Genomic DNA, 18,776 nt, shown 5'->3' on the forward strand with positions numbered 1-18,776 from the left:
CAACGATTTCCGTAAAGTTGTTACCTGTATCATGCTGGGATGGCGAAGGATGACAGGTCGACTGCGGAGTCCGGGGTCCGGTCCCGCACCCGACGTGCCATCCTCGACGCCGCCGTGACGCTGCTGATCCAGGAGCCGGCGGCCTCACTGGGCGACGTGGCCACTGCCGCCGGGGTGGCACGCACGACTGTCTACCGGTACTACCCGGAGCGGACCGACCTGCTGACCGCGATCGTGGCGGACGTTGAGGAGCAGCTCGAAGCGGCGGCTGGACGCGCCCGCCTGAACGACGGCCCGGCCGATGCCGCTCTGGAGCGGCTGTGCTCGGAGTACTTCGGTCTCGGTGACCGGCTCCGGCTGCTGGAGGCGCCCCACATGGCCGACCTGGTCGACTGGGAGCAGGAGCACGAGTACGACCGGGCCCTGCTCCGGCTGATCGAACGGGGCCAGTCGGACGGTGACTTCGACCGCGGCGTCGAACCCAAATGGGCTCAACACGTGATCTGGGCACTGCTGTACGCGGGTTGGCAACACGTCACCGAGGATCGGGCCGCCCAGCACCAGGCCCTGACCAAGGTCCTGCACACCGTGCGCCGGGCACTGGCACCCTGACCCGCCGGCCGGCTCGGAACCCGGAAAACGCATACGCCCCCGCAACGTCCGCACGTCTTGGATGCGGACATGGACCAGAGCGCAGCACTGTCAGCACACCACCCGTCGACCCGGCGAGGGGTGTGACCATGGTTTCCGACGACGCACGTGGTATCGACCGGCGACGGCTCGTCACCTGGGGCGGGATGGCCGCCGCCGGGATGGTGGCGGCGGGCGGCCCGCTGGTGGGTGCCGGGACCGGCCACGCCGCCCCGGCCCGCACCGGCCCGCCCGGCCGCGACCGCATCCCACCGGACACCCGACCCGGCGGGGCCTACGACCGGTACGTGGCGCGGTTGGCCGCCGAGGGCAGGTTCTCCGGTGTGGTGCTGCTGTCCCACCGGGGCCGGACGGTGCTGTCGCGCAGCTACGGCATGGCCGACCGGGAGCGGCGGATCCGCAACCACGAGGGCACCGCGTTCAACCTCTCCTCGGGCAGCCAGCCCTTCCTGTCGGTGGCGGTCCTGCGGTTGGTGCAGCAGGGGCGGGTGACGCTGTCCGACCCGGTGGGCACCCACCTGACGGGGCTCGCCGGACCGATCGCCGAGCAGGTGACCCTCCACCACCTGCTCACCAGCACCTCCGGGCTGGACGCCCCGATGCCGGACTGGCAGCGTGTCTTCCACAGCCGGGAGGAGGTGCACGGGTACCACGAGCAGTGGGTGCGGCAGGCGAACCTGGCGGGGGTGCCCGGCACCGGGTCCAACGGCCACCTTCCCGGCGGCGGCGTGGGCCTGGCCATGGCCGCGCAGGTCGTGGAGGCGGTGTCCGGCATGACGTTCTGGGACTACGTGCACGAGCACGTCTTCGGGCGCTGCGGGATGACCGGCTCGGCGTACTACTCGCGGGACCAGTGGCTCACCGACGGGCACCTCGCGCACCCGTACCTGCGGCAGGCCGACGGCAGCCTGGTGGACGCCGTCCGCAACCTGGACCAGGGCAGCCTGGATCCGAACATCCTGGGCCGCAACCCGGGCCGGGGCTTCATCGGGTACGCCTCGGGCGACGGTTTCGCCACCGCACCGGACCTGGTCCGGTTCGCCGAGGCACTGCGCGACGGCACGGTGCTCGACCGGCCCTACGCCGACCTGTTCGCCGGGGCCAAGCTCCCCGGCCCGGAGCCGACGGCCTACGAGGGCTACACGATGCCGGTGAGCATCGTCAACGGCCAGTGGGTGATCGGCCGGGGCGGCGGGGCCGGTGGCGTCGGCGCGAACTGGAGCATCTATCCCGACACCGGGTGGGTCGGCGTCGTCCTCGCCAACAGCGACGGCGTACCCATGCTGGACATCTGCCTGCGGGAGGCCGCGGCCGTCACCGGTGGTCCGGTCGGACCGCCCGGTGGCGGGGGCGGCGGCTGAGCGGTCCGGCGGGAGCGGGAGCGGGACCTGCCGGGTTCAGCGCGCCGGGCTCCGGAGGGCGGCGGGGCATGGAGAAACGCATACGCCGCCGCAACAACGCTGCGGCTTTGATGGGGGCATGAACGACCCTGTCTCCCCGTCCGCACCGCCGCGCCCGATTCGCACGGTCGCGCTCGCCAGCCTGGGTGTCCTCGGGCTGGCGGGCGCGGCGTTCGCCGTCCGACGGCCGCTCATGATGTCCGCTCCCCCGTGCCTGGCCGGACGGTGGCACGGCTGCTACGACACGTTCAACGGGGTGGTGCTGATGACGCTGGTGGGCCTGCCGCTGGCGGCCCTGGCGGTGTGGACGCTGGCCCACCTGCGTCGGGCGACCGGCGGCACCTCCGCGTGGCGGAGGTCGCTGACCGAGGTGGGCATGGTCTACGGGACGGTGCCGTTCGTGTGGATGGTCCTGATGCCGGGAGCGGCACCGGGCACCGGCCCCGGCCGGGTGAGCCTGGTCCCGCTGCGGGACCTGGCCACGATGGGGCCGGTCGGCATCGGCGGCAACCTGCTGGTCTTCGCGGCGCTGGGGTTCTTCGCCCCGGTGCGGTTCCCGGCGCTGGCCTCGGTGCCGCGGGTCCTGGCGCTCGGGGCGGGCTGCTCGGTCCTGGTGGAGACCGCACAGTGCGTCCTGCTGCTGGACCGGGTCTCCTCGGTCGACGACGTACTGGTCAACACCACCGGCGCCGTGCTGGCCGGGTTGGCGTCCCGCCACTGGTGGCGCACCGGGCCGGCGACGGCGTCGGGCCGGCGATCCGGACCCACCGGTACGACGCTCGTCCGACCATAGGCTGCCCGCATGCGCGTACTGATCGTGGAGGACGAGCCCTACCTGGCCGAGGCTGTCCGGGACGGCCTGCGGCTGGAGGCGATCGCCGCCGACATCGCCCCCGACGGCGACGCGGCCCTGGAGCTGCTCGGCGTCAACCACTACGACCTCGCGGTCCTCGACCGGGACATCCCCGGCCCCTCCGGCGACGAGGTCGCCCGGCGCATGGTCGCCTCCGGCAGTGGCATCCCGATCCTCATGCTCACCGCCGCCGACCGGATCGACGACAAGGCGTCCGGCTTTCAGCTCGGTGCCGACGACTACCTGACCAAACCGTTCGACCTGCGGGAACTCGTGCTCCGACTCAGGGCCCTCGACCGCAGACGCGGGTACGCCCGGCCGCCGGTCCGGGAGACCGCCGGCCTGCGGGTCGACCCCTTCCGCCGGGAGGTCCTGCGCGACGGCCGTCCGGTGGCGCTCACCCGCAAGCAGTTCGCCGTGCTGGAGGTCCTCGTCGCCGCCGAGGGCGGGGTCGTCAGTGCCGAGGAACTGCTCGAACGGGCCTGGGACCTCAACGCCAACCCGTTCACCAACGCCGTCCGTATCACCGTCTCCACCCTGCGCAAACGGCTCGGCGAACCATGGATCATCGGCACGGTGCCGGGTGTCGGCTACCGCATCGACACCGGGTCCGGCGACGGGGGCACGGGAGCGGAGCGTGGGTAGGGAGCCCGGTCCCAGCGTCCGCCTCAAACTGACCCTCAGCTACGCCGGGTTCGTCGTGCTGGCCGGTGGCCTGCTCCTCGCCACCGTGTGGGTGTTCCTGCTGCGGTACGTACCCGAGGTGATCGACGCCCCCGCCACGCCCGCACCGGCCCCCGGCGGCTCCCGGCTCCCCGCCCCCGTCATGCTCGTACCGAACCGCTCCGACCTGCTCCGCGCCTTCGCCCCGAGAGCGGTCGCGGTGCTGACCCTGCTGCTGTTCTTCGGCCTGCTGGGCGGCTGGTTCCTCGCCGGCCGGATGCTCGCGCCACTGACCCGCATCACCCGTGCCACCCGGATGGCCGCGCACGGGTCGCTGTCCCACCGGATTCGCCTGGAGGGACGCGACGACGAGTTCCGGGAACTCTCCGACGCGTTCGACTCGATGCTCGAACGACTCGAGTCCCACGTCGCCGAGCAGCAGAGGTTCGCCGCGAACGCGTCCCACGAACTGCGGACCCCGCTCGCGGTGTCCCGGGCGCTGCTCGACGTCGCCCGTCGGGATCCCGCCGCGGGACGGGGGGACCTCATCGACCGGCTGCACACCGTCAACCAGCGGGCGATCGACCTCACCGAGGCTCTGCTGCTGCTCAGCCGGGGCGACCGTGGTGTCTTCACCCGCGAGCGTGTCGACCTCTCGCTGCTCGCCGAGGAGGCGACCGAGACGCTGCTCCCGCTCGCCGAGCGACGTCGGACCACCCTGGACGTCTCCGGTGGGGCGGCCTGCACCAGCGGCTCCCCGGAGCTTCTGCTACGGATGGTGGCCAACCTCGTGCAGAACGCCATCGTCCACAACCTACCGGCCGGCGGCACCGTATCGGTCCACACCGGAGTACACGGCGACACGAGCGTGCTGCGGATCGGGAACACGGGCCACCGGCTCCCGCCCGAGCTGGTGCCGACCTTCACCGAGCCCTTCCAGCGCGGGACAAAACGCGTACGCACCGAGGAACACGCCGGCGTCGGCCTGGGCCTCGCCATCGTGCACAGCATCGTCCGCGCCCACGCCGGAACCCTCGACCTCGCCCCCGGCCCACGGGGAGGCCTCCTGGTCACGGTCCGACTGCCCGGCACGCCGTAGTGTCCTCCCCCGGCGGTCCGAACCCGGCACGAGACCCCCGGCCACCTTGCCCATTCATGCATGTACATCTATTCTTTGGCGGCCCGGCACCTGCCGGGGCAGACAGTCGACAGATCGTCGAATCGCTTCGACAACCCCGCGTGACGGTGGGCTCGAAGACGGGAGATCCTGGTGACATCCACACTCCGGAAGGTGCAGTTCGCCTTCCTCTCCGGTGTACTGGCGCTGGCCGGATCCGTCGTCGCGACGACGAGTTCCGCGTCGGCCGACAGCATGGCCCAGCTCAACGCCACCCAACTCGTCGCCGGCATGGGGGCGGGCTGGAACCTGGGCAACGCCCTGGAGGCCAACGCCAACGGGATCCCCAGCGAAACGGCATGGGGCAACCCGGTCGTGACGCAGGCCCTCATCGACCGGGTGAAGGCGGCGGGATTCTCGACGATCCGGATTCCGGTCTCCTACCTGGGGAACATCGGGTCCGCCCCGAACTACACGGTCAACGCCGCCTGGCTGAACCGGATCAAGGAAATCGTCGACTACGCCTACGGTCGTGGCCTGTACGTGCTGATCAACATGCACGGCGACGGTTACAAGACCATCAACGGCTCGTGGCTGATCTGCGACTCGTCCAACCAGACGACGATCCGGGACAAGTACCAGAAGGTCTGGCAGCAGATCGCCACCCGGTTCCAGAGCTACGGCGAACGCCTCGTCCTCGAATCCATGAACGAGGAGTTCGACGGGCAGTACGGCAATCCCACCCAGCCGTGCTACTCGAACATCAACGCCTACAACCAGATCTTCGTGGACACGGTCCGCCGGACCGGGGGGAACAACACCTCGCGCTGGCTGCTCGTCCCGGGCTGGAACACCAACATCGACTACACCGTCGGCAACTACGGCTTCGTGCTGCCGACCGACCAGTACCGGTCGTCGTCCGTTCCGGCCGCCGAGCAGCGGCTGATGATCTCCGTGCACTACTACGACCCCTGGGACTTCGCCGGTGAGGAGAACGGCACCATCACCCAGTGGGGACCGGCCGCCACCAATCCGTCCCGGAAGTCGACCTGGGGACAGCAGGACTTCATGGACGGGCAGCTGAAGAAGGTGCGCGACACCTTCGTCGCGCGCGGCTACCCGGTGTTCGTCGGTGAATACGGTTCGGTCGACAAGACGTCGGCCGACCCGACGAACAACAGGTACCGTGCGGACTACGCGCGCACCCTGGTGGCCACCGCCAGGAAGTACGGGGCGGCCACCGCCTACTGGGACAACGGCTACAACGGGGCGTACGGTTTCGGGCTGTTCAACCGCGCCAACGGCACCGTCACCCAGCAGGGCATCATCGACGCCATCATGAGCGCCGTCGGCACCACCCCGCCGACCACGCCACCGCCGACCACCACCGCACCGCCGCCGACCACCACCCCACCGCCGACCACGACCCCACCGCCGTCGGGCGGGCGGTCCTGCACGGCGTCGTACACCGTGACCGGTCAGTGGCAGGGCGGCTTCCAGGCCGAGGTACGGGTGACCGCGGGCGGCTCGGCGATCAGCGGCTGGACGGTGACCTGGACGTTCGCCAACGGCCAGCAGGTGACGCAGGCGTGGAGCGCGACGCTGACCAGCAGCGGCTCGACGGTCACCGCCCGCAACGTCAGCTACAACGGCGCGCTCGCCGCCGGTGGCAGTACCACCTTCGGCTTCCTGGCCTCGGCGGGCGGCACCAACGGCGTGCCGTCGCTGTCCTGCGCGGCGAGCTGAGCAGGCCCCGAACCGCAGGCGGCCGGAGCACGACCAGGGGCCTGACCGGCCGTAACGGCGGTCAGGCCCCTGGTCGGCCCACGGGTGCCGCCACGAGCCGGTCGGCGGGACGGGGCCGTCGGTGCGCGTCCCGGCCGGGGTCCGATCGGACCCCGGCCGGGACGAACCGGTCAGTCGACCTGTCCGGCGTGCCGCCGGCGGCGGGTCAGCAGGACGAGGACCACGCCGAGGAGCGCGAGCACCGCCCCGGCGGCCAGCGGGGTGGTGACGGCGTCACCGGTCACCGGCAGGTTCCGCGGCACGTAGCGGAAGGTGAACCCGTTGGAGGTACCACCGTCGGTGCTCACCACGACCGTGGTGTCGCCGGCCGCGCAGGACGGCGTGCGGAAGGTCAACGAGCGACCGTCCGGGGCCACGGTGACCTGGCTGGCCGGGATGACCGTTCCGCAGATGGTGACCGTGGTCCGGCCCGGCACGAACCCGGAACCGCCGACCGTCACGGTCGTACCCCCGCCGGTCGGCCCCTGGCCCGGGGTGACGGTGTCGATGCGCGGCGGGACGGGCTGGTAGGTGAACCCACCCGGCTCGGTGACGTCGTCACCCGGCAGCTGCACGGTCACGTCCACCGGGCCGGTCGGGCCGGGTGGGGTGACCACGGTCAGCGAGGTGCCGTCGGGGCTCACCACCAGGTTGGTGCCCGGTGTGCCGCCGAAGCTCACGCCGGTGGCCCCGGTGAGGCCGGTGCCGGTGATGGTCACCGTGGTGCCGCCGGTGGTCGGTCCGGTGTCCGGCACGATGGAGGTGATCGTCGGCGCGACGTACGTGAAGGACGGCGCCCCGGCGGTGCCCGCCGGGAACACCAGTCGCACCGTCGCCGGTCCGGCCGTGTTCGGCGGGGTCACCACGGTGATCGTGGTGCCGGCCGGATCGACGGTGAACCCGGTGCCGGGCACGCCGTCGAAGGTCACCCCGGTCGCCCCGGTGAAGCCGGTCCCGGTGATGGTCACCGTGGTGCCGCCCGAGGTCGGTCCGGTCGTCGGGGTCAGCCCGGTCACGTCGGCGGCGCTGCCGTCGGCGAGGTAGGTGTAGCCGAGCGGTGCCGCCGTACCGGCGTCGGTGGTCACCAGCACGACGGCCGGCCCGACCGCGCCGGGCGGGGTGACGGCCGTCAGCGAGGTGCCGCCCGGGGCGACCGTGACGCCGGTGGCGGGCACCCCGTCGAAGGTGACCGTCGTGTCACCGGGGACGAAGCCGGTGCCGGTGATCGTCACCGGCTGGCCGCCCGCCTGCGGACCCGTGTCCGGGGTGATCGACGCCGCGGTGGGTGGCGCCGCCACGTAGGTGAAGCCGTCCGGTGCGGTCGCGTCCGCGCCCGGGAGGAGCACGGTGACGTCCACCGGACCGACCTGCCCCGGCGGTGTGACCACGGTCAGCGAGGTGCCGCCCGGGTTCACGACGAGGTTGGTGCCCGGCGTGCCGTCGAAGGTCACTCCGGTCGCCCCGGTGAAGCCGGTGCCGGTGACCGTCACCGTCGTGCCACCGGCGGTCGGGCCGGTGGCCGGGACGATCGAGGTGATCGTCGGCGCGAGGTAGGTGAAGGTCGGCGCAGTCACCCGACCGGCCGGGAAGACCAGCTCGACCAGGGCCGGACCCGCCGGGTTCGGTGGGGTCACCACCGTGATCGTGGTGCCGGCCGGGTCGACGGTGAACCCGGTGCCGGGCAACCCGTCGAAGTCCACGCCGGCCGCACCGGTGAAGCCGGTGCCGGTGATCGTCACCGTCGTGCCGCCGACGGTGGGTCCGGAGGTCGGTGTGAGGTCGGTGACCGTGGCCGCGCTGCCGTCGGCCAGGTACGTGTAGCCCAGCGGCGCGCTCGCGCCGTTCACCGTGCTGACCACCACCTCGGCGGGGCCGACCGCGCCGGGTGGGGTGACCGCCGTCAGCGAGGCACCACCCGGCGCCACGGTGACGTCGGTCGCCGGCACGCCGTCGAAGGTGACCGTGGTGCCGCCCGGGACGAAGCCCGTGCCGGTGATCGTCACCGGCTGGCCGCCCGACTGCGGACCCTCGTCGGGGGTGATCGTCGCGGTGGTCGGTGCCGCCGGCGGACGTTCACAGCTGGCCTCGGCCACGATCACGGTTCCGACGGGAATGGTGGTCGGGATGCCGAGGATGTCGCCCGACAGGGTGAGGACGGCCCGCACCGCGATCGCGGTGGCGCCGGTGGCGGTGGTCGTCTCGACGCGGGTCAGCGCGGCGTTCAGGCTCGCGCCCACCAGCCCCGGCACCACCACCGCCGCGCTGGCCACGACGGCCGGCGTGTTCGCCGTCAGGGTCACCGCCGAGCCGAACAGCTCCAGCCCGACCAGTGTGGTGTCCGCACTCGTCGCGCCGACCTGCGGGCAGACCACGGTGGCGGTGGCCTCCGCGGCGTCCAGCACGTCGATGCCGAGCACGGTCAGGTTGAGGGCGTTGACGCTGGCGGACGCCGACGACGCGTCCGCCGCCCGGGTGGCGGTGACCTCCTGCACGGTGCCGCTGGCGGTCACGCCGAGCGCCCCCGGCACCGATACCGCCAGCAGCGTCTCGGTGTCGGTGCCCCCGGCGGCCGGCGCGGTGGCGCTGCCGATGGTGGCGTCGGCGGTGATCACCGCTATCCCGGCCACCTCGGCGGACAGGTCGATGACGACGCCACGGGCGGTCGCGTCGCCGGGTGCCGCCCGGGCCGGCGTCCCCACCCCCAGGACCGCCAGGCCGGCGACCACCGCCGCCGTGGACGCGCTCGTGATTCTTCGCAGGACAGGCCTCACCGGTTTCCCCCGTTTCAGATCGGATGACGGAACTGCCCGGTGTCAGGGCGGCCGTCAACGACTGAACGATCAGGAATCGGACAAGTTACTCATAAGGTATCTATCGTCACGGACGGTCAGCGCGATCCACCACCGCACCACCCTGCCCGGACCGCGCCCCGACCCCCGCCGTCCGGCCGGTCCGCCAGTTACCGGACATCGACCGACACCACCGCCCGGGGGACACCACGACCGGCGGGCGTCACGGGTCGCGCCGGACGACGATCCGTGGACCGACCGTCCGTACCCTGTGGACGGATGTCGAGTGGAGCCGGTCGTGGCGCTGGCCTGCGGCGTGATCCCGTCGCGCTGCAGGAGTAAGAAACTTTCGATTATAGTGGCGGCGGTCACGTCACTGTGGTGATGGGGAAAGGTGGCAATGGAACGGCCGGAGTGGGCACCAGCAGATGTCGACCTCAGTCGGCCGAGTGTGGCGCGAGCCTACGACTACTGGCTCGGCGGCTCGCACAACTTCGAGGTCGACCGGGAGTTCGCCCGCCAGGCCCTGGCGGCGGTGCCGGACCTCCGCCTGGTCGCGCGGGCCAACCGCGAGTTCCTGCACCGCGCGGTGCGGTTCATGCTCGACGAGGGGATCCGGCAGTTCCTCGACATCGGGTCCGGCATCCCGACGGTGGGCAACGTGCACGAGATCGCCCAGCAGGTGGACCCGGACACCCGGGTGGTCTACGTGGACATCGACCCGGTGGCGGTGACGCACAGCAGGCACATCCTCGCCGGGCAGCCGAACGCGATCGCCCTGCTGGAGGACCTGCGCCACCCGGAGGCCATCCTGGGCCACCCGGAGGTCCGCCGGCTGCTGGACCTCGACCGGCCGGTCGGCCTGCTGCTCGTCTCGGTCGTGCACGCGATCCCCGACCAGGACGACCCGTACGGGGTGATCAGGCGACTGTGGACGGCGCTGGCCCCCGGGAGCTGCGTGGCGATCAGCCACGTCACCGCCGACAGCCGGCCGGACGAGATGGGTGAGGGCACCCGGCTCAGCGGCCGGACGAACACCCCGGTCACCGCCCGCACCCGCGCGCAGGTGGAGGACTTCTTCGCCGACCTCGACCTGGTGGAACCGGGTGTGGTGTGGTCACCGCTGTGGCGTCCCGAGTCACCGGCCGAGGTCGGCGAGCACCCGGAGCGGATGAGCTTCTACGTCGGGGTCGGGCGTCGCAGGTGAGCGATCGGCCCGACGCCGGCGGGCTCGACGACCGGCACCGGCCGGGCGTCGAGCAGTTCGTCACGGCGTGGGCTGTGGCCCTGCACCGGGCGCACTACGTGCCGATCAGCGCCGAGCATCGGCACCGCATCGTGACCGGGCTGGCGGACCGCCTGGTCACGGCGGTCCTCGCCGAATCCGCCGAGCCGGGCCACGGCCACCGGATCGGCGCCGACCTGGTGGCGGCCGGCTTCGGGTCGCCGGAGGCGCTCGGCGGCACGATTGCGGTCATCGGCTCACGGTTCCTCGACGAGCTGGCCGTCGGGGCCGACCCGGTCCACGCCGCCCGGCTGAACAGCCTGCTGGCCGACCTCGCGGCGGGCTTCTCGGCGGCCGCGCACGACCGCACCCTCCGGGCCCAGGAAACGGTCCGGCTGGCCGCGCTGACCGCCCGCACCAAGGCCGAGGAGGCGCTGCGGGTCAGCGAGGCCAGGTTCCGTCGCTTCGCCACCCACGACACGTTGACCGGGCTGCCCAACCTGACCCTCTTCACCGAGCAGTTGGGACGCCTGTCCGCCGCCGAGGTGCCGGTCGACCGGGTGGGGGTCTGCTGCCTCGACGTCGACGACTTCGCGGCGGTCAACGACGTGCTCGGCCATCAGGTCGGCGACCTGCTGCTCCGCGAGATCGCCGACCGGCTCGGCGCGCTCACCGACCGACGGATCGACCTGGTGGCACGGCTGGACAGCGACCGGTTCGCGATCCTGGTCCGCGACACCACCTGCACCGAGGACACCATCAAGATCGCCGATCAGGCGCTCGCCGCGGTCGCCGCCCCGTACCGCGTCAACGGCACCGAGGTACCCCTGACGGCGAGCGCGGGAGTGGCCGAGGCCACCGTCGCCGACGGCGGCGCCGCGGCCCTGATGCGCGCCAGCGAGATCGCGCTGCACTGGGCCAAGGCGGACGGGAAGGCCACCCTGCGCCAGTTCGACCCCGACCGCAGCAACGCCGACGCCGCGCGTTACCGGCTGTCGGCGGCCATGCCGGCGGCGCTGCGGCGGGGCGAGTTCGTCGCCGCCTACCAACCCATCGCCGACCTGAGCACCGGCCGGCTGGCCGGGGTGGAGGCCCTGGCCCGCTGGCAGCATCCCCGGCTCGGCCTGCTCAGCGCGGCCCGCTTCATCGAGCTGGCCGAACGGACCGGTCTGGTGGTGCCGCTCGGCAGTCAACTGCTGGAGCAGGCCTGTCGGCAGGCCAGCCGGTGGCAGCGGGTCCAACCCGGCCTGTACGTGAGCGTGAACGTGTCGGTCCGCCAACTCCACCAGAACGGCCTGGCCGGCGCGGTGGCGCAGATCCTCGACCGGACGGGACTGCCACCGCACCTGCTCCAGCTGGAGGTCACCGAGCAGGCCGTGATCGACCTGAGCGGCGTGGTGACCGAGACCCTGGCGGCGCTGATGACGATCGGCGTCCGGATCGTCATCGACGACTTCGGCATCGGCTACGCGAACCTGGCCAACCTCCGTTCACTCCCCCTGCACGGCCTCAAACTCGACGCCAGCCTGACCCGCTCGTCCACGCAGCCGACCCGGTGGCCGGGTGCCCGCCGTCCCGGCACGGACGACGAGTTCCTCAGCACCGTCGTGTCGCTCGGGCACAAGCTCGGCCTGGTGGTGACCGCCGAGGGGATCGAGACCGCCCAACAGGCCCGCCAGTTGGCGTCGACCGGTTGCGACAACGGGCAGGGTTGGCACTTCGGGCGTCCGGTGCCGCCGCACGAGATCACCGCCGGCATCGTCGCGCGACAGCACCGCGAGACGACACCCCGCGACACCGGACTGCCGGTGGTTCCGCTCCGGCGGCCCTGACGCCGCCGTCAGCCGACGCCGAGACACCTGACGCCACTGTCAGCCGGCGCCGAGACAGACGAACGCCGCGGCGGTGGCCCGGCTGGTGCCGTCACCGGGGGCGACGAAGGCCTGCTGGGCGTCGGCGAGCGCCTGGGCCGGGCGGCTACCGGCCCGCATCCGTCGGTGCAGGTCCAGCATGAGCGCGGTGGTGGGCTCGGCCGGCACCGGCAGCACGGTGGCGATCAGGCACCGTGCGCCCAGGGCGAGCAGCACGGCGGTGAAGCCCATCACCTCGTCGCCGGGCCGGACCCCGGTCAGCCCCGAGTCGCACGCGGAGAGCACCACGCAGCCGGGCGGCCGGGAGACCCGTTCCCACTCGTACGCGAACAGCGGCCCGTCGGCCAGCTCCAGCGTGGAGAACTGTGGATTGTCGGCACGGAAGGTGCCGTGGGCGGCGATGTGGACCAGGCCGGCCCCGTCCAGCGCGGCGGTCAACGCGTCGGCCGTGGCGTCCGCGCCGGCGAGGAGGGTGGCCCCGGGCAGGACCTGCGCGAGCCGGCGTACCTCGGCCCGGCCGGCCGGCAGCCGCGGACCGCAGGCCAGCACCGAGGGACCGGCCGACGGTTGCCGGCCGTCCGCCCGGAGCCAGGCGGTGGCCGACGGGGCGACCGTCACGGGGCGTCCGGCGCAGGTCGGCAACCCCGACCACGGTACGGCGTGCAGGGCGCCCACCGGAACGATCACCAGGGGGCGGTCGCCGAGGTGCCGCCGCAACGGATCGAAGAGCTGCCGGTCCAGGGCGGCCGCGGCATGGTCGGCCCCGGCCCGCGCGGTGCTCGTGTCGCCGGTGGTGACCAGCCGGCGCAGGGCGAACCGCTGCCGGCGGGCCAGGTGCACCGCCTCGGTGAGCGGGCCGAGGTCGTGCAGGCTGGCCCGGCCGTCACGGACCAGCACCGCCCGGAGCCGGTCGCCGTGGGCGACCAGCTCGACCAGCACGCGGGAGCCGAGCCGTCCGGCTAGCACACCCACACCGGGCGGGGTCACCACGCCGACCCCGCCGGGCACCCGACGGGCCAGGTCCTGGATACGCCGTTCCAGCCGGGCCTGCCGGCTGCGCAGGGCGTGCGCCGGCCGACCGGCCAGCACCGCGTCCTCCAGCAGGCTGCTGACCAGTCGGAGTTCGGTGAGCGCCGCGAGCAGGTCGGGATCGTCCGGGGGCAGCGCCGGCCGCATCCGAAGGGTGTTCGCCCGCCAGCGTTCGGCCCAGGCCAGGGTCCGGGCCGGGGAGCCGGCGCGGATCGCGATGTCGAGGCCCTCGGCGGCCAGCTCCTGCCCGTACGCCCCGCTGTGCGCCCGCAGCTCCGTGGCGCCGAGCGACGTGCGGTGCCGGTCGAGCACGGCCAGCCCCCGGCGCAGCGCGCGCGCCGCGCCGGGATCGTCCCCGGTGAGCCGACGCGACCGGGCCAGGGCGTACCAACCCTGGGCGCGGCGCGGGGCGGTGCCCCGGCGGCGGGCCTGGGCGGCCCGGTCCAGCAGGGCCACGGCCCGGTCGACGCGACCCGTGGCGGCGGCCAGCAGACCGGCCTCGATCCGGGTGGTCAGCGCCGGACCGGGCCAGCCGGTGGCATCGAGCTGGCCGGCTGTGCGCACCATCGCGGTGAGCAGGCTCGCCGTCCGGGTGCCCCGGCGGAACTCCGCGCGCAGTTCGACGTGCTGCGCGAAGGCGGCCCAGGTGCGGCGGCCCTGCCGCCGGAAACGGACCCGGGCCTGGGCGGCGGCCGCGGACGCCGTGTCCAGGTCGCTGGCGAGCAGCGCGGCCCGGGCCCGGGCGAGCAGCGCCTCGGCGAGGTCCGAGGCCATTCCCCTGCGGTGCAGTTCCCGGACCGCGACGGCGGCCACCTCGACCGCCTCGTCGAGCAGCGGCACCGACAGCAGCAGCTCGAACCGGTCCAGCAGCAGCGCGGGACGGGGTACGGCGAGCCGCCGGTACTCCTCGTCGACGTCGGCGAAGCACCGCAGGGCCACCGCGATGTCGCCGCGCTGCCCGGCGGCGATGCCGCTGTTCCAACGGGCGTCCGCCGCCGCGAGGTCGAGCCCGAGCCGGTGGAAGACCGCCGCCGCCCGGGACAGGTCGTCGTCGGTGCCACCGGAGGAGCCCCGGTGCGCGTTGAGCAGTCCGCGGTTGTTGCGGGCACGTGCCTCCAGCAGCGGGTCGCCTTCGCGCTGGGCGATGTCGATGGCGATGCCGTAGTCGCGCACCGCCTCGGCGTAGCGTCCGCGGTAGTGCAGCACCACCCCCCGCTGCATCCGGGCGCGACCGGCGTCGGCACCGGTGAGCTGGGGCAGCGCGGCGGTCACGGCCCGCAGTGCGGCAGCGGTACGGCCGGCGTTGGCCAGCACGTACCCGAGGCTCATCCGGGCCAGCGCCCGGGTCCGGGGGGTGCCGGCGGCCCGGACCGCCCGGCGCAGGTGGCGCAGCGCGCCGGGCAGGTCGTTGAGTTCACGCAGGGCCAGGCCGATGGCCCGCTCGGCCGTGGAACGCTCGTCGTCGCCGGCGGTCTGGCTGGCCAGCACCTGTTGGGCGATGGTGATCGCCTCGGGTGGGTATCGCTGGACGGCGTCGAGCGCCGCCTGGGCCGCCGCGGCACCGGATCCGGTGCTGTCGGGCATGCCCTAGAGAGTCCACCACGGACAGCCGCGCGTCAACGTCGAGAATCCATCACGGGAATGTTGTCAATGGGTGTTCTGCGGGATTGCGCCAATTGACAACCGGCGATGGTACGGAATAATTGGCGGTCGGGGAATTCGCCGCGCCCGCCATCGGTGGGCACGCTTCTCTCTAGAGCATGGAGGATCCGTGCCGCCGTCCGACCACCCTACCGTGCCGGAGCCGGGCGGCCGGCTGTCCCGGCGGCGGGTCCTGGCGCTGTCGGCGCTGGCGGCGGCGGCCCCGTTCGGCGTCGTGCCGCGCCCGGCCCCGGCCCTCGGTGGCGATTCCGACGCCAGCGCCTACCAGCAGGCGTTCGAGGCGGCGCTGGCGGCCGACCAGAACGTCCGCCGGTACACCCCACCAGGGCGGGAGATCCTCTACCGGCCCCGCCAACTGCTCGCCGCCGACGCTGACGTCAAGCGGGTCACCACCTGGTTGCGCAACCAGAACCACCCGGTGACCGTCAGCGCCGGCTTCGCCGGTGTCACCCGGTTGTTGTTCGACCGGGAGACCGACATCCCCGGCCTGGTGACGAAACTGCGTGACCCGCGCCAGTGGCCCGGCCAACCGGTGCCGGCGGTCCAGCCGCACCACGTGCTGATCGGCCTGGGCAACATCATGGGAAACCCGGGCACGCCACCCCGCGCCGCCGCGGCGCTGCCGCCCCCCGACCCGACCCGGCTCGACCAGGGCGCGGGCGTCACCGTGGGAATCTGCGACACCGGCATCTGGCGGCAGGCCGGCGCCTGGCACCCCCAGTGGCTGGGCGGCGCATACCTGCCGCAGGCCGACGACGAGGACCCGCTCTACCTGCACACCGACGTGCTCGCCCCGCAGGGCGGGCACGGCACCTTCGTCGCCGGGCTGGTCCGCCAGGCCGCACCGGGGGTACGCGTCGACCCGGAGCAGGCGCTCAATCCGACCGGGGTGGGGGACGAGTCGACCGTGGTGGCCGCGCTGGGCCGGCTCGCGCCGCAGGTCTCCGTGTTCAACCTCTCGCTGGGTGGGTACACCCTGGACGACCAGCCCTCACTGCCGCTGGCCAACGCACTGGCCGCGCTACCGGCGACGAGCGCCGTGGTCGCGGCGGCGGGCAATGCGGGCACCAGCCGTCCGGTCTGGCCCGCCGCGCTGGACCGGGTGGTGGCGGTCGCGGCGGTCAGCCAGACGACCGGTGGGTTGGTGCCGGCGGTCGACAGCTGCTTCGGCCCCTGGGTGGACGCCTGTGCCATCGGTGAGCGCCACAGCACGTACGTTGAAGGTCAGCTGGCCCTGCCCGGCCGCCCCGTGCGGCAGTTCCACGGGTTCGCCGTCTGGGCCGGCACGTCGTTCGCCACCGGGCACGTCTCCGGGCGGCTGGCCGCCCTGATGACCGCCGGGGGGCTCAGTGCCGCCGAGGCCCGCACCGCCCTGCTCGCGGCTCCCCGCTGGCATCCCGACTACGGGGTGCTCGTCGGATGAGCCGCGTCAGCGGTCGGGCGGTGGCCCGGTGACCGACGCCAGCGTGACGAGCCTGATCGCCGCCGCCGCCGGTGGCGACGAGGCGGCCTGGGCCGAGCTGGTGCGCCGGTACACCCCGCTCGTGTACTCGGTCATCCGCGCCTACGACCTCGGTCGGGCTGACGCGGCCGACGTCAACCAGACCGTCTGGCTCCGGCTGGTCGAGCAGCTCGGCCGGGTCCGGGAACCCGAGGCGCTGCCGGGCTGGCTGGTCACCACGACCCGGCGCGAGTGCTACCGGGTGTCCCGGCTGAGCCGTCGGTCCCAGCCCGTCGACCCGTACGACGATTCGCTGGAGTCCTACCACGGCTTCTCCCGGGAGCTGGCCACGATCGCTCCCGCCCCGGACGACGAGTTGCTGCGCGCGGAACGGCGGCAGGTGTTGCGGGCGGGCTTCGTGCAGCTGCCGCCCCGCTGCCAGGCGCTGCTGGCGCTGCTGACGGCCGATCCGCCGGTGAGCTACCGGGAGGTCGCCGCCCGGTTGGGCATCCCGCTCGGCAGCATCGGCCCCACGCAGGCCCGTTGCCTGCGTAGGCTGCGGGAATGCCCGGCGATCGTCGAGTTCCTCGGAGCGTCAGTCATCGGTACGAACGGGGGTGAGCCGGATGGAGCCGTGGCCGCCGGTCGATGACGAGGCACTGACGACGGAGCTGGGCGCTGCGCTGTGGGACACCGGTCCGGTCTCGGAGGCGTACCTGAGCGCGGCGTTGGCGGCGTTCACCTGGCGTACGGTGGATTCCGAGCTGGCCGTCGCCGAGCTGACGTTCGACTCCGCGGTGGACGCCGAACTGGTCGGCATGACCCGGTCCGCCGCGTCGACCCGGACGCTCTCCTTCCGCAGCGGGTCGGTGGAGGTGGAGATCGAGGTGAGCGACGCCGGGATCGTCGGGCAGCTCTCCCCCTCCAGCGGTGGACGGGTGAGCGCCCGGACCGCCGCCGGCACCTACGACGAGGCGCCGGTGGACGCGGTGGGTTTCTTTTCGCTGGGCGTGCCGCCGCCGGGTCCGGTCCAGTTGTGCGCCCGCACCGTCGGGTACGCGGTCTCCACCGCCTGGGTCTGTCTGCGCTGACCGTCGCTGCCGGGTCGGTCGCGTGGCCGGTCCGCCCCGGCCCTGAGGACGCGGGTGGGGCGCGGACCGGTCGGCCCACGCCCCACCCGGGTACTGACGATCGCGCTAGCCCCGCTGCTCGGACTCCAGCAGGTACTGCACCCCACCGAGGTCGGCCCGTTCCGTCCCGTCGGCGTCCGGCCCGAACTGGGTCACGTTGAGCGCGGCACCCCTGGCGAGGTCGGTGTCGGCCGAGAAGGCCAGGGAGAACTCGAGGCGCTCACCAGGCTTCAACGCCAGCCCGCTGATGCTGGCCCGTGCCGGCTCCACGATCTCCAGCTCGGTCTTGCCGACCTGACGGATCCCCGTGCCGACCTTGCCGGTGGCCTGCCAGCGCTCGAACAGGGTCGGGCCGAGGTCGACGAAGACCCGGGCCCCCTGCACCTGCGCCGCCGCCTGGGTGAAGACCAGGTCGTTCTTGGTCTCCACGGCGGTCACGTTGCCGATGGCGAACGGCCGGACCACCCGTGGCCCGCCCGAGACGACCCGGACCGAGTCGACGTTGCGCCAGGCGATGTTGTTGTTGTACTGCGTGTTGACGCTGGTGCTCGGACCCTCGAAGGTCATCGGGTCGGTGGGCGACACCCAGCGTGCCAGCAGGCAGAAGTGGCCCGGTCCGGGCACCCCGGTCCACGGGATGGTCACCGTGGTCACGCCCGGGTAGACGGGCACGCTGACCGCGCCGATCTGGGTCCAGTGCGTCGGCCAGGTGGCACCGCCGCCCGGGGTCGTCCGGTAGACCCGCAGGACCCCGTTGTCGATGCCCGAGCCGTACGGGCCGTTGTTGCGCACCTTCAGGAAGAGGTAGTTGGTGACCCCGACCCTCGGGTTCTGGCTGACCGAGCACTCCACCGCCGTCGGGCAGACCTTGATGTCGGGGCTGGCCCACAGCGGACTGTACGAGTGCGGCTGGATGCCGGTGTCGGCGGCGACGTCCTTGAGGTAGACGTCGGTACGGGCCGCCGCGGCGGCCCTCTCCTGCGGTGCCTGCCGGGGTGCCGCACCGGCCGCGGTGACCGCCAGCAGGCCGGCCAGCGCCGCGCCCGTGAGGACGGCCAGCGTGGAGCGGCGGATCCGTGTTCCTCTTGTGCCCATGACAGGTGCTCTCCCATCGACGGGGGACGCCGAGTCCGGCGGGTTTCCATACCGTGTCGGCGCGA

Annotated in this window: 14 protein-coding genes; 11 read left to right on the forward strand and 3 right to left on the reverse strand. The window is 73.2% G+C overall.

The features are described from left to right. Positions 1–39 precede the first annotated feature (39 nt). The 6 genes from O7612_RS29250 to O7612_RS29275 all read left to right on the forward strand — a co-directional run bounded on the left by O7612_RS29250 (position 40) and on the right by O7612_RS29275 (position 6,430). Positions 40–612 carry a TetR/AcrR family transcriptional regulator gene (locus tag O7612_RS29250; RefSeq protein WP_282269190.1) on the forward strand — a complete coding sequence of 191 codons (573 nt, stop codon included), beginning with the start codon at positions 40–42 and terminating at the stop codon, positions 610–612. Between the two features lie 128 nt (positions 613–740). Next, positions 741–2,012 carry a serine hydrolase domain-containing protein gene (locus O7612_RS29255; RefSeq protein WP_282269192.1) on the forward strand — a complete coding sequence of 424 codons (1,272 nt, stop codon included), beginning with the start codon at positions 741–743 and terminating at the stop codon, positions 2,010–2,012. A gap of 118 nt (positions 2,013–2,130) precedes the next feature. Next, a complete protein-coding gene (locus tag O7612_RS29260) occupies positions 2,131–2,844 on the forward strand; it encodes a VanZ family protein (RefSeq protein ID WP_282269194.1) in 714 nt (237 codons plus the stop codon). A gap of 9 nt (positions 2,845–2,853) precedes the next feature. Beyond that, positions 2,854–3,549: a response regulator transcription factor gene (locus tag O7612_RS29265; RefSeq protein ID WP_282269196.1), complete on the forward strand. Its 696-nt coding sequence runs from the start codon at positions 2,854–2,856 to the stop codon at positions 3,547–3,549. Next, entirely contained in the window at positions 3,542–4,666 is a 1,125-nt protein-coding gene (locus O7612_RS29270) for a HAMP domain-containing sensor histidine kinase (protein WP_282269198.1), read from the forward strand. Before O7612_RS29265 ends, O7612_RS29270 begins: the two co-directional genes overlap by 8 nt. 171 nt (positions 4,667–4,837) lie before the next feature. Next, entirely contained in the window at positions 4,838–6,430 is a 1,593-nt protein-coding gene (locus tag O7612_RS29275) for a cellulase family glycosylhydrolase (RefSeq protein ID WP_282269200.1), read from the forward strand. Between the two features lie 170 nt (positions 6,431–6,600). Here O7612_RS29275 and O7612_RS29280 read toward each other — a convergent pair whose 3' ends face one another. Continuing rightward, positions 6,601–9,240, reverse strand: a complete 2,640-nt coding sequence (locus O7612_RS29280) for an IPT/TIG domain-containing protein (protein ID WP_282269202.1) — start codon at positions 9,238–9,240, stop codon at positions 6,601–6,603. Between the two features lie 418 nt (positions 9,241–9,658). Here O7612_RS29280 and O7612_RS29285 point away from each other — a divergent pair, with 418 nt between their 5' ends. Then, the gene (locus tag O7612_RS29285) at positions 9,659–10,465 is read left to right on the forward strand and encodes an SAM-dependent methyltransferase (RefSeq protein WP_282269204.1); all 807 of its coding nucleotides are present in this window, start codon (positions 9,659–9,661) and stop codon (positions 10,463–10,465) included. Further along, the gene (locus tag O7612_RS29290; protein ID WP_282269206.1) at positions 10,462–12,315 is read left to right on the forward strand and encodes a bifunctional diguanylate cyclase/phosphodiesterase; all 1,854 of its coding nucleotides are present in this window, start codon (positions 10,462–10,464) and stop codon (positions 12,313–12,315) included. Before O7612_RS29285 ends, O7612_RS29290 begins: the two co-directional genes overlap by 4 nt. 39 nt (positions 12,316–12,354) lie before the next feature. On the opposite strand, the gene O7612_RS29295 is transcribed toward O7612_RS29290, so the two are convergent. Then, complete coding sequence (locus tag O7612_RS29295; RefSeq protein WP_282269207.1) at positions 12,355–14,967, reverse strand: CHAT domain-containing protein; 2,613 nt, start codon at positions 14,965–14,967, stop codon at positions 12,355–12,357. Between the two features lie 187 nt (positions 14,968–15,154). Between O7612_RS29295 and O7612_RS29300 the strand changes: the two genes are divergently transcribed. Genes O7612_RS29300 through O7612_RS29310 form a run of 3 tightly spaced genes read left to right on the forward strand, consistent with a single transcriptional unit; the run spans position 15,155 to position 17,577 of the window. Then, complete coding sequence (locus O7612_RS29300; RefSeq protein ID WP_282269209.1) at positions 15,155–16,468, forward strand: S8 family serine peptidase; 1,314 nt, start codon at positions 15,155–15,157, stop codon at positions 16,466–16,468. Positions 16,469–16,496: 28 nt separating this feature from the next. Then, complete coding sequence (locus O7612_RS29305) at positions 16,497–17,138, forward strand: sigma-70 family RNA polymerase sigma factor (protein WP_282269211.1); 642 nt, start codon at positions 16,497–16,499, stop codon at positions 17,136–17,138. Beyond that, positions 17,113–17,577 (forward strand): hypothetical protein, encoded by a 465-nt coding sequence (locus O7612_RS29310; protein WP_282269213.1) that lies wholly within the window; start codon positions 17,113–17,115, stop codon positions 17,575–17,577. Before O7612_RS29305 ends, O7612_RS29310 begins: the two co-directional genes overlap by 26 nt. A gap of 105 nt (positions 17,578–17,682) precedes the next feature. On the opposite strand, the gene O7612_RS29315 is transcribed toward O7612_RS29310, so the two are convergent. Continuing rightward, the gene (locus O7612_RS29315; protein WP_282269215.1) at positions 17,683–18,711 is read right to left on the reverse strand and encodes a hypothetical protein; all 1,029 of its coding nucleotides are present in this window, start codon (positions 18,709–18,711) and stop codon (positions 17,683–17,685) included. Between the last annotated feature and the right edge of the window lie 65 nt (positions 18,712–18,776).

This window comes from Micromonospora sp. WMMD987 (assembly GCF_029581435.1).
GTDB classification, from domain to species: domain Bacteria; phylum Actinomycetota; class Actinomycetes; order Mycobacteriales; family Micromonosporaceae; genus Micromonospora; species Micromonospora rifamycinica.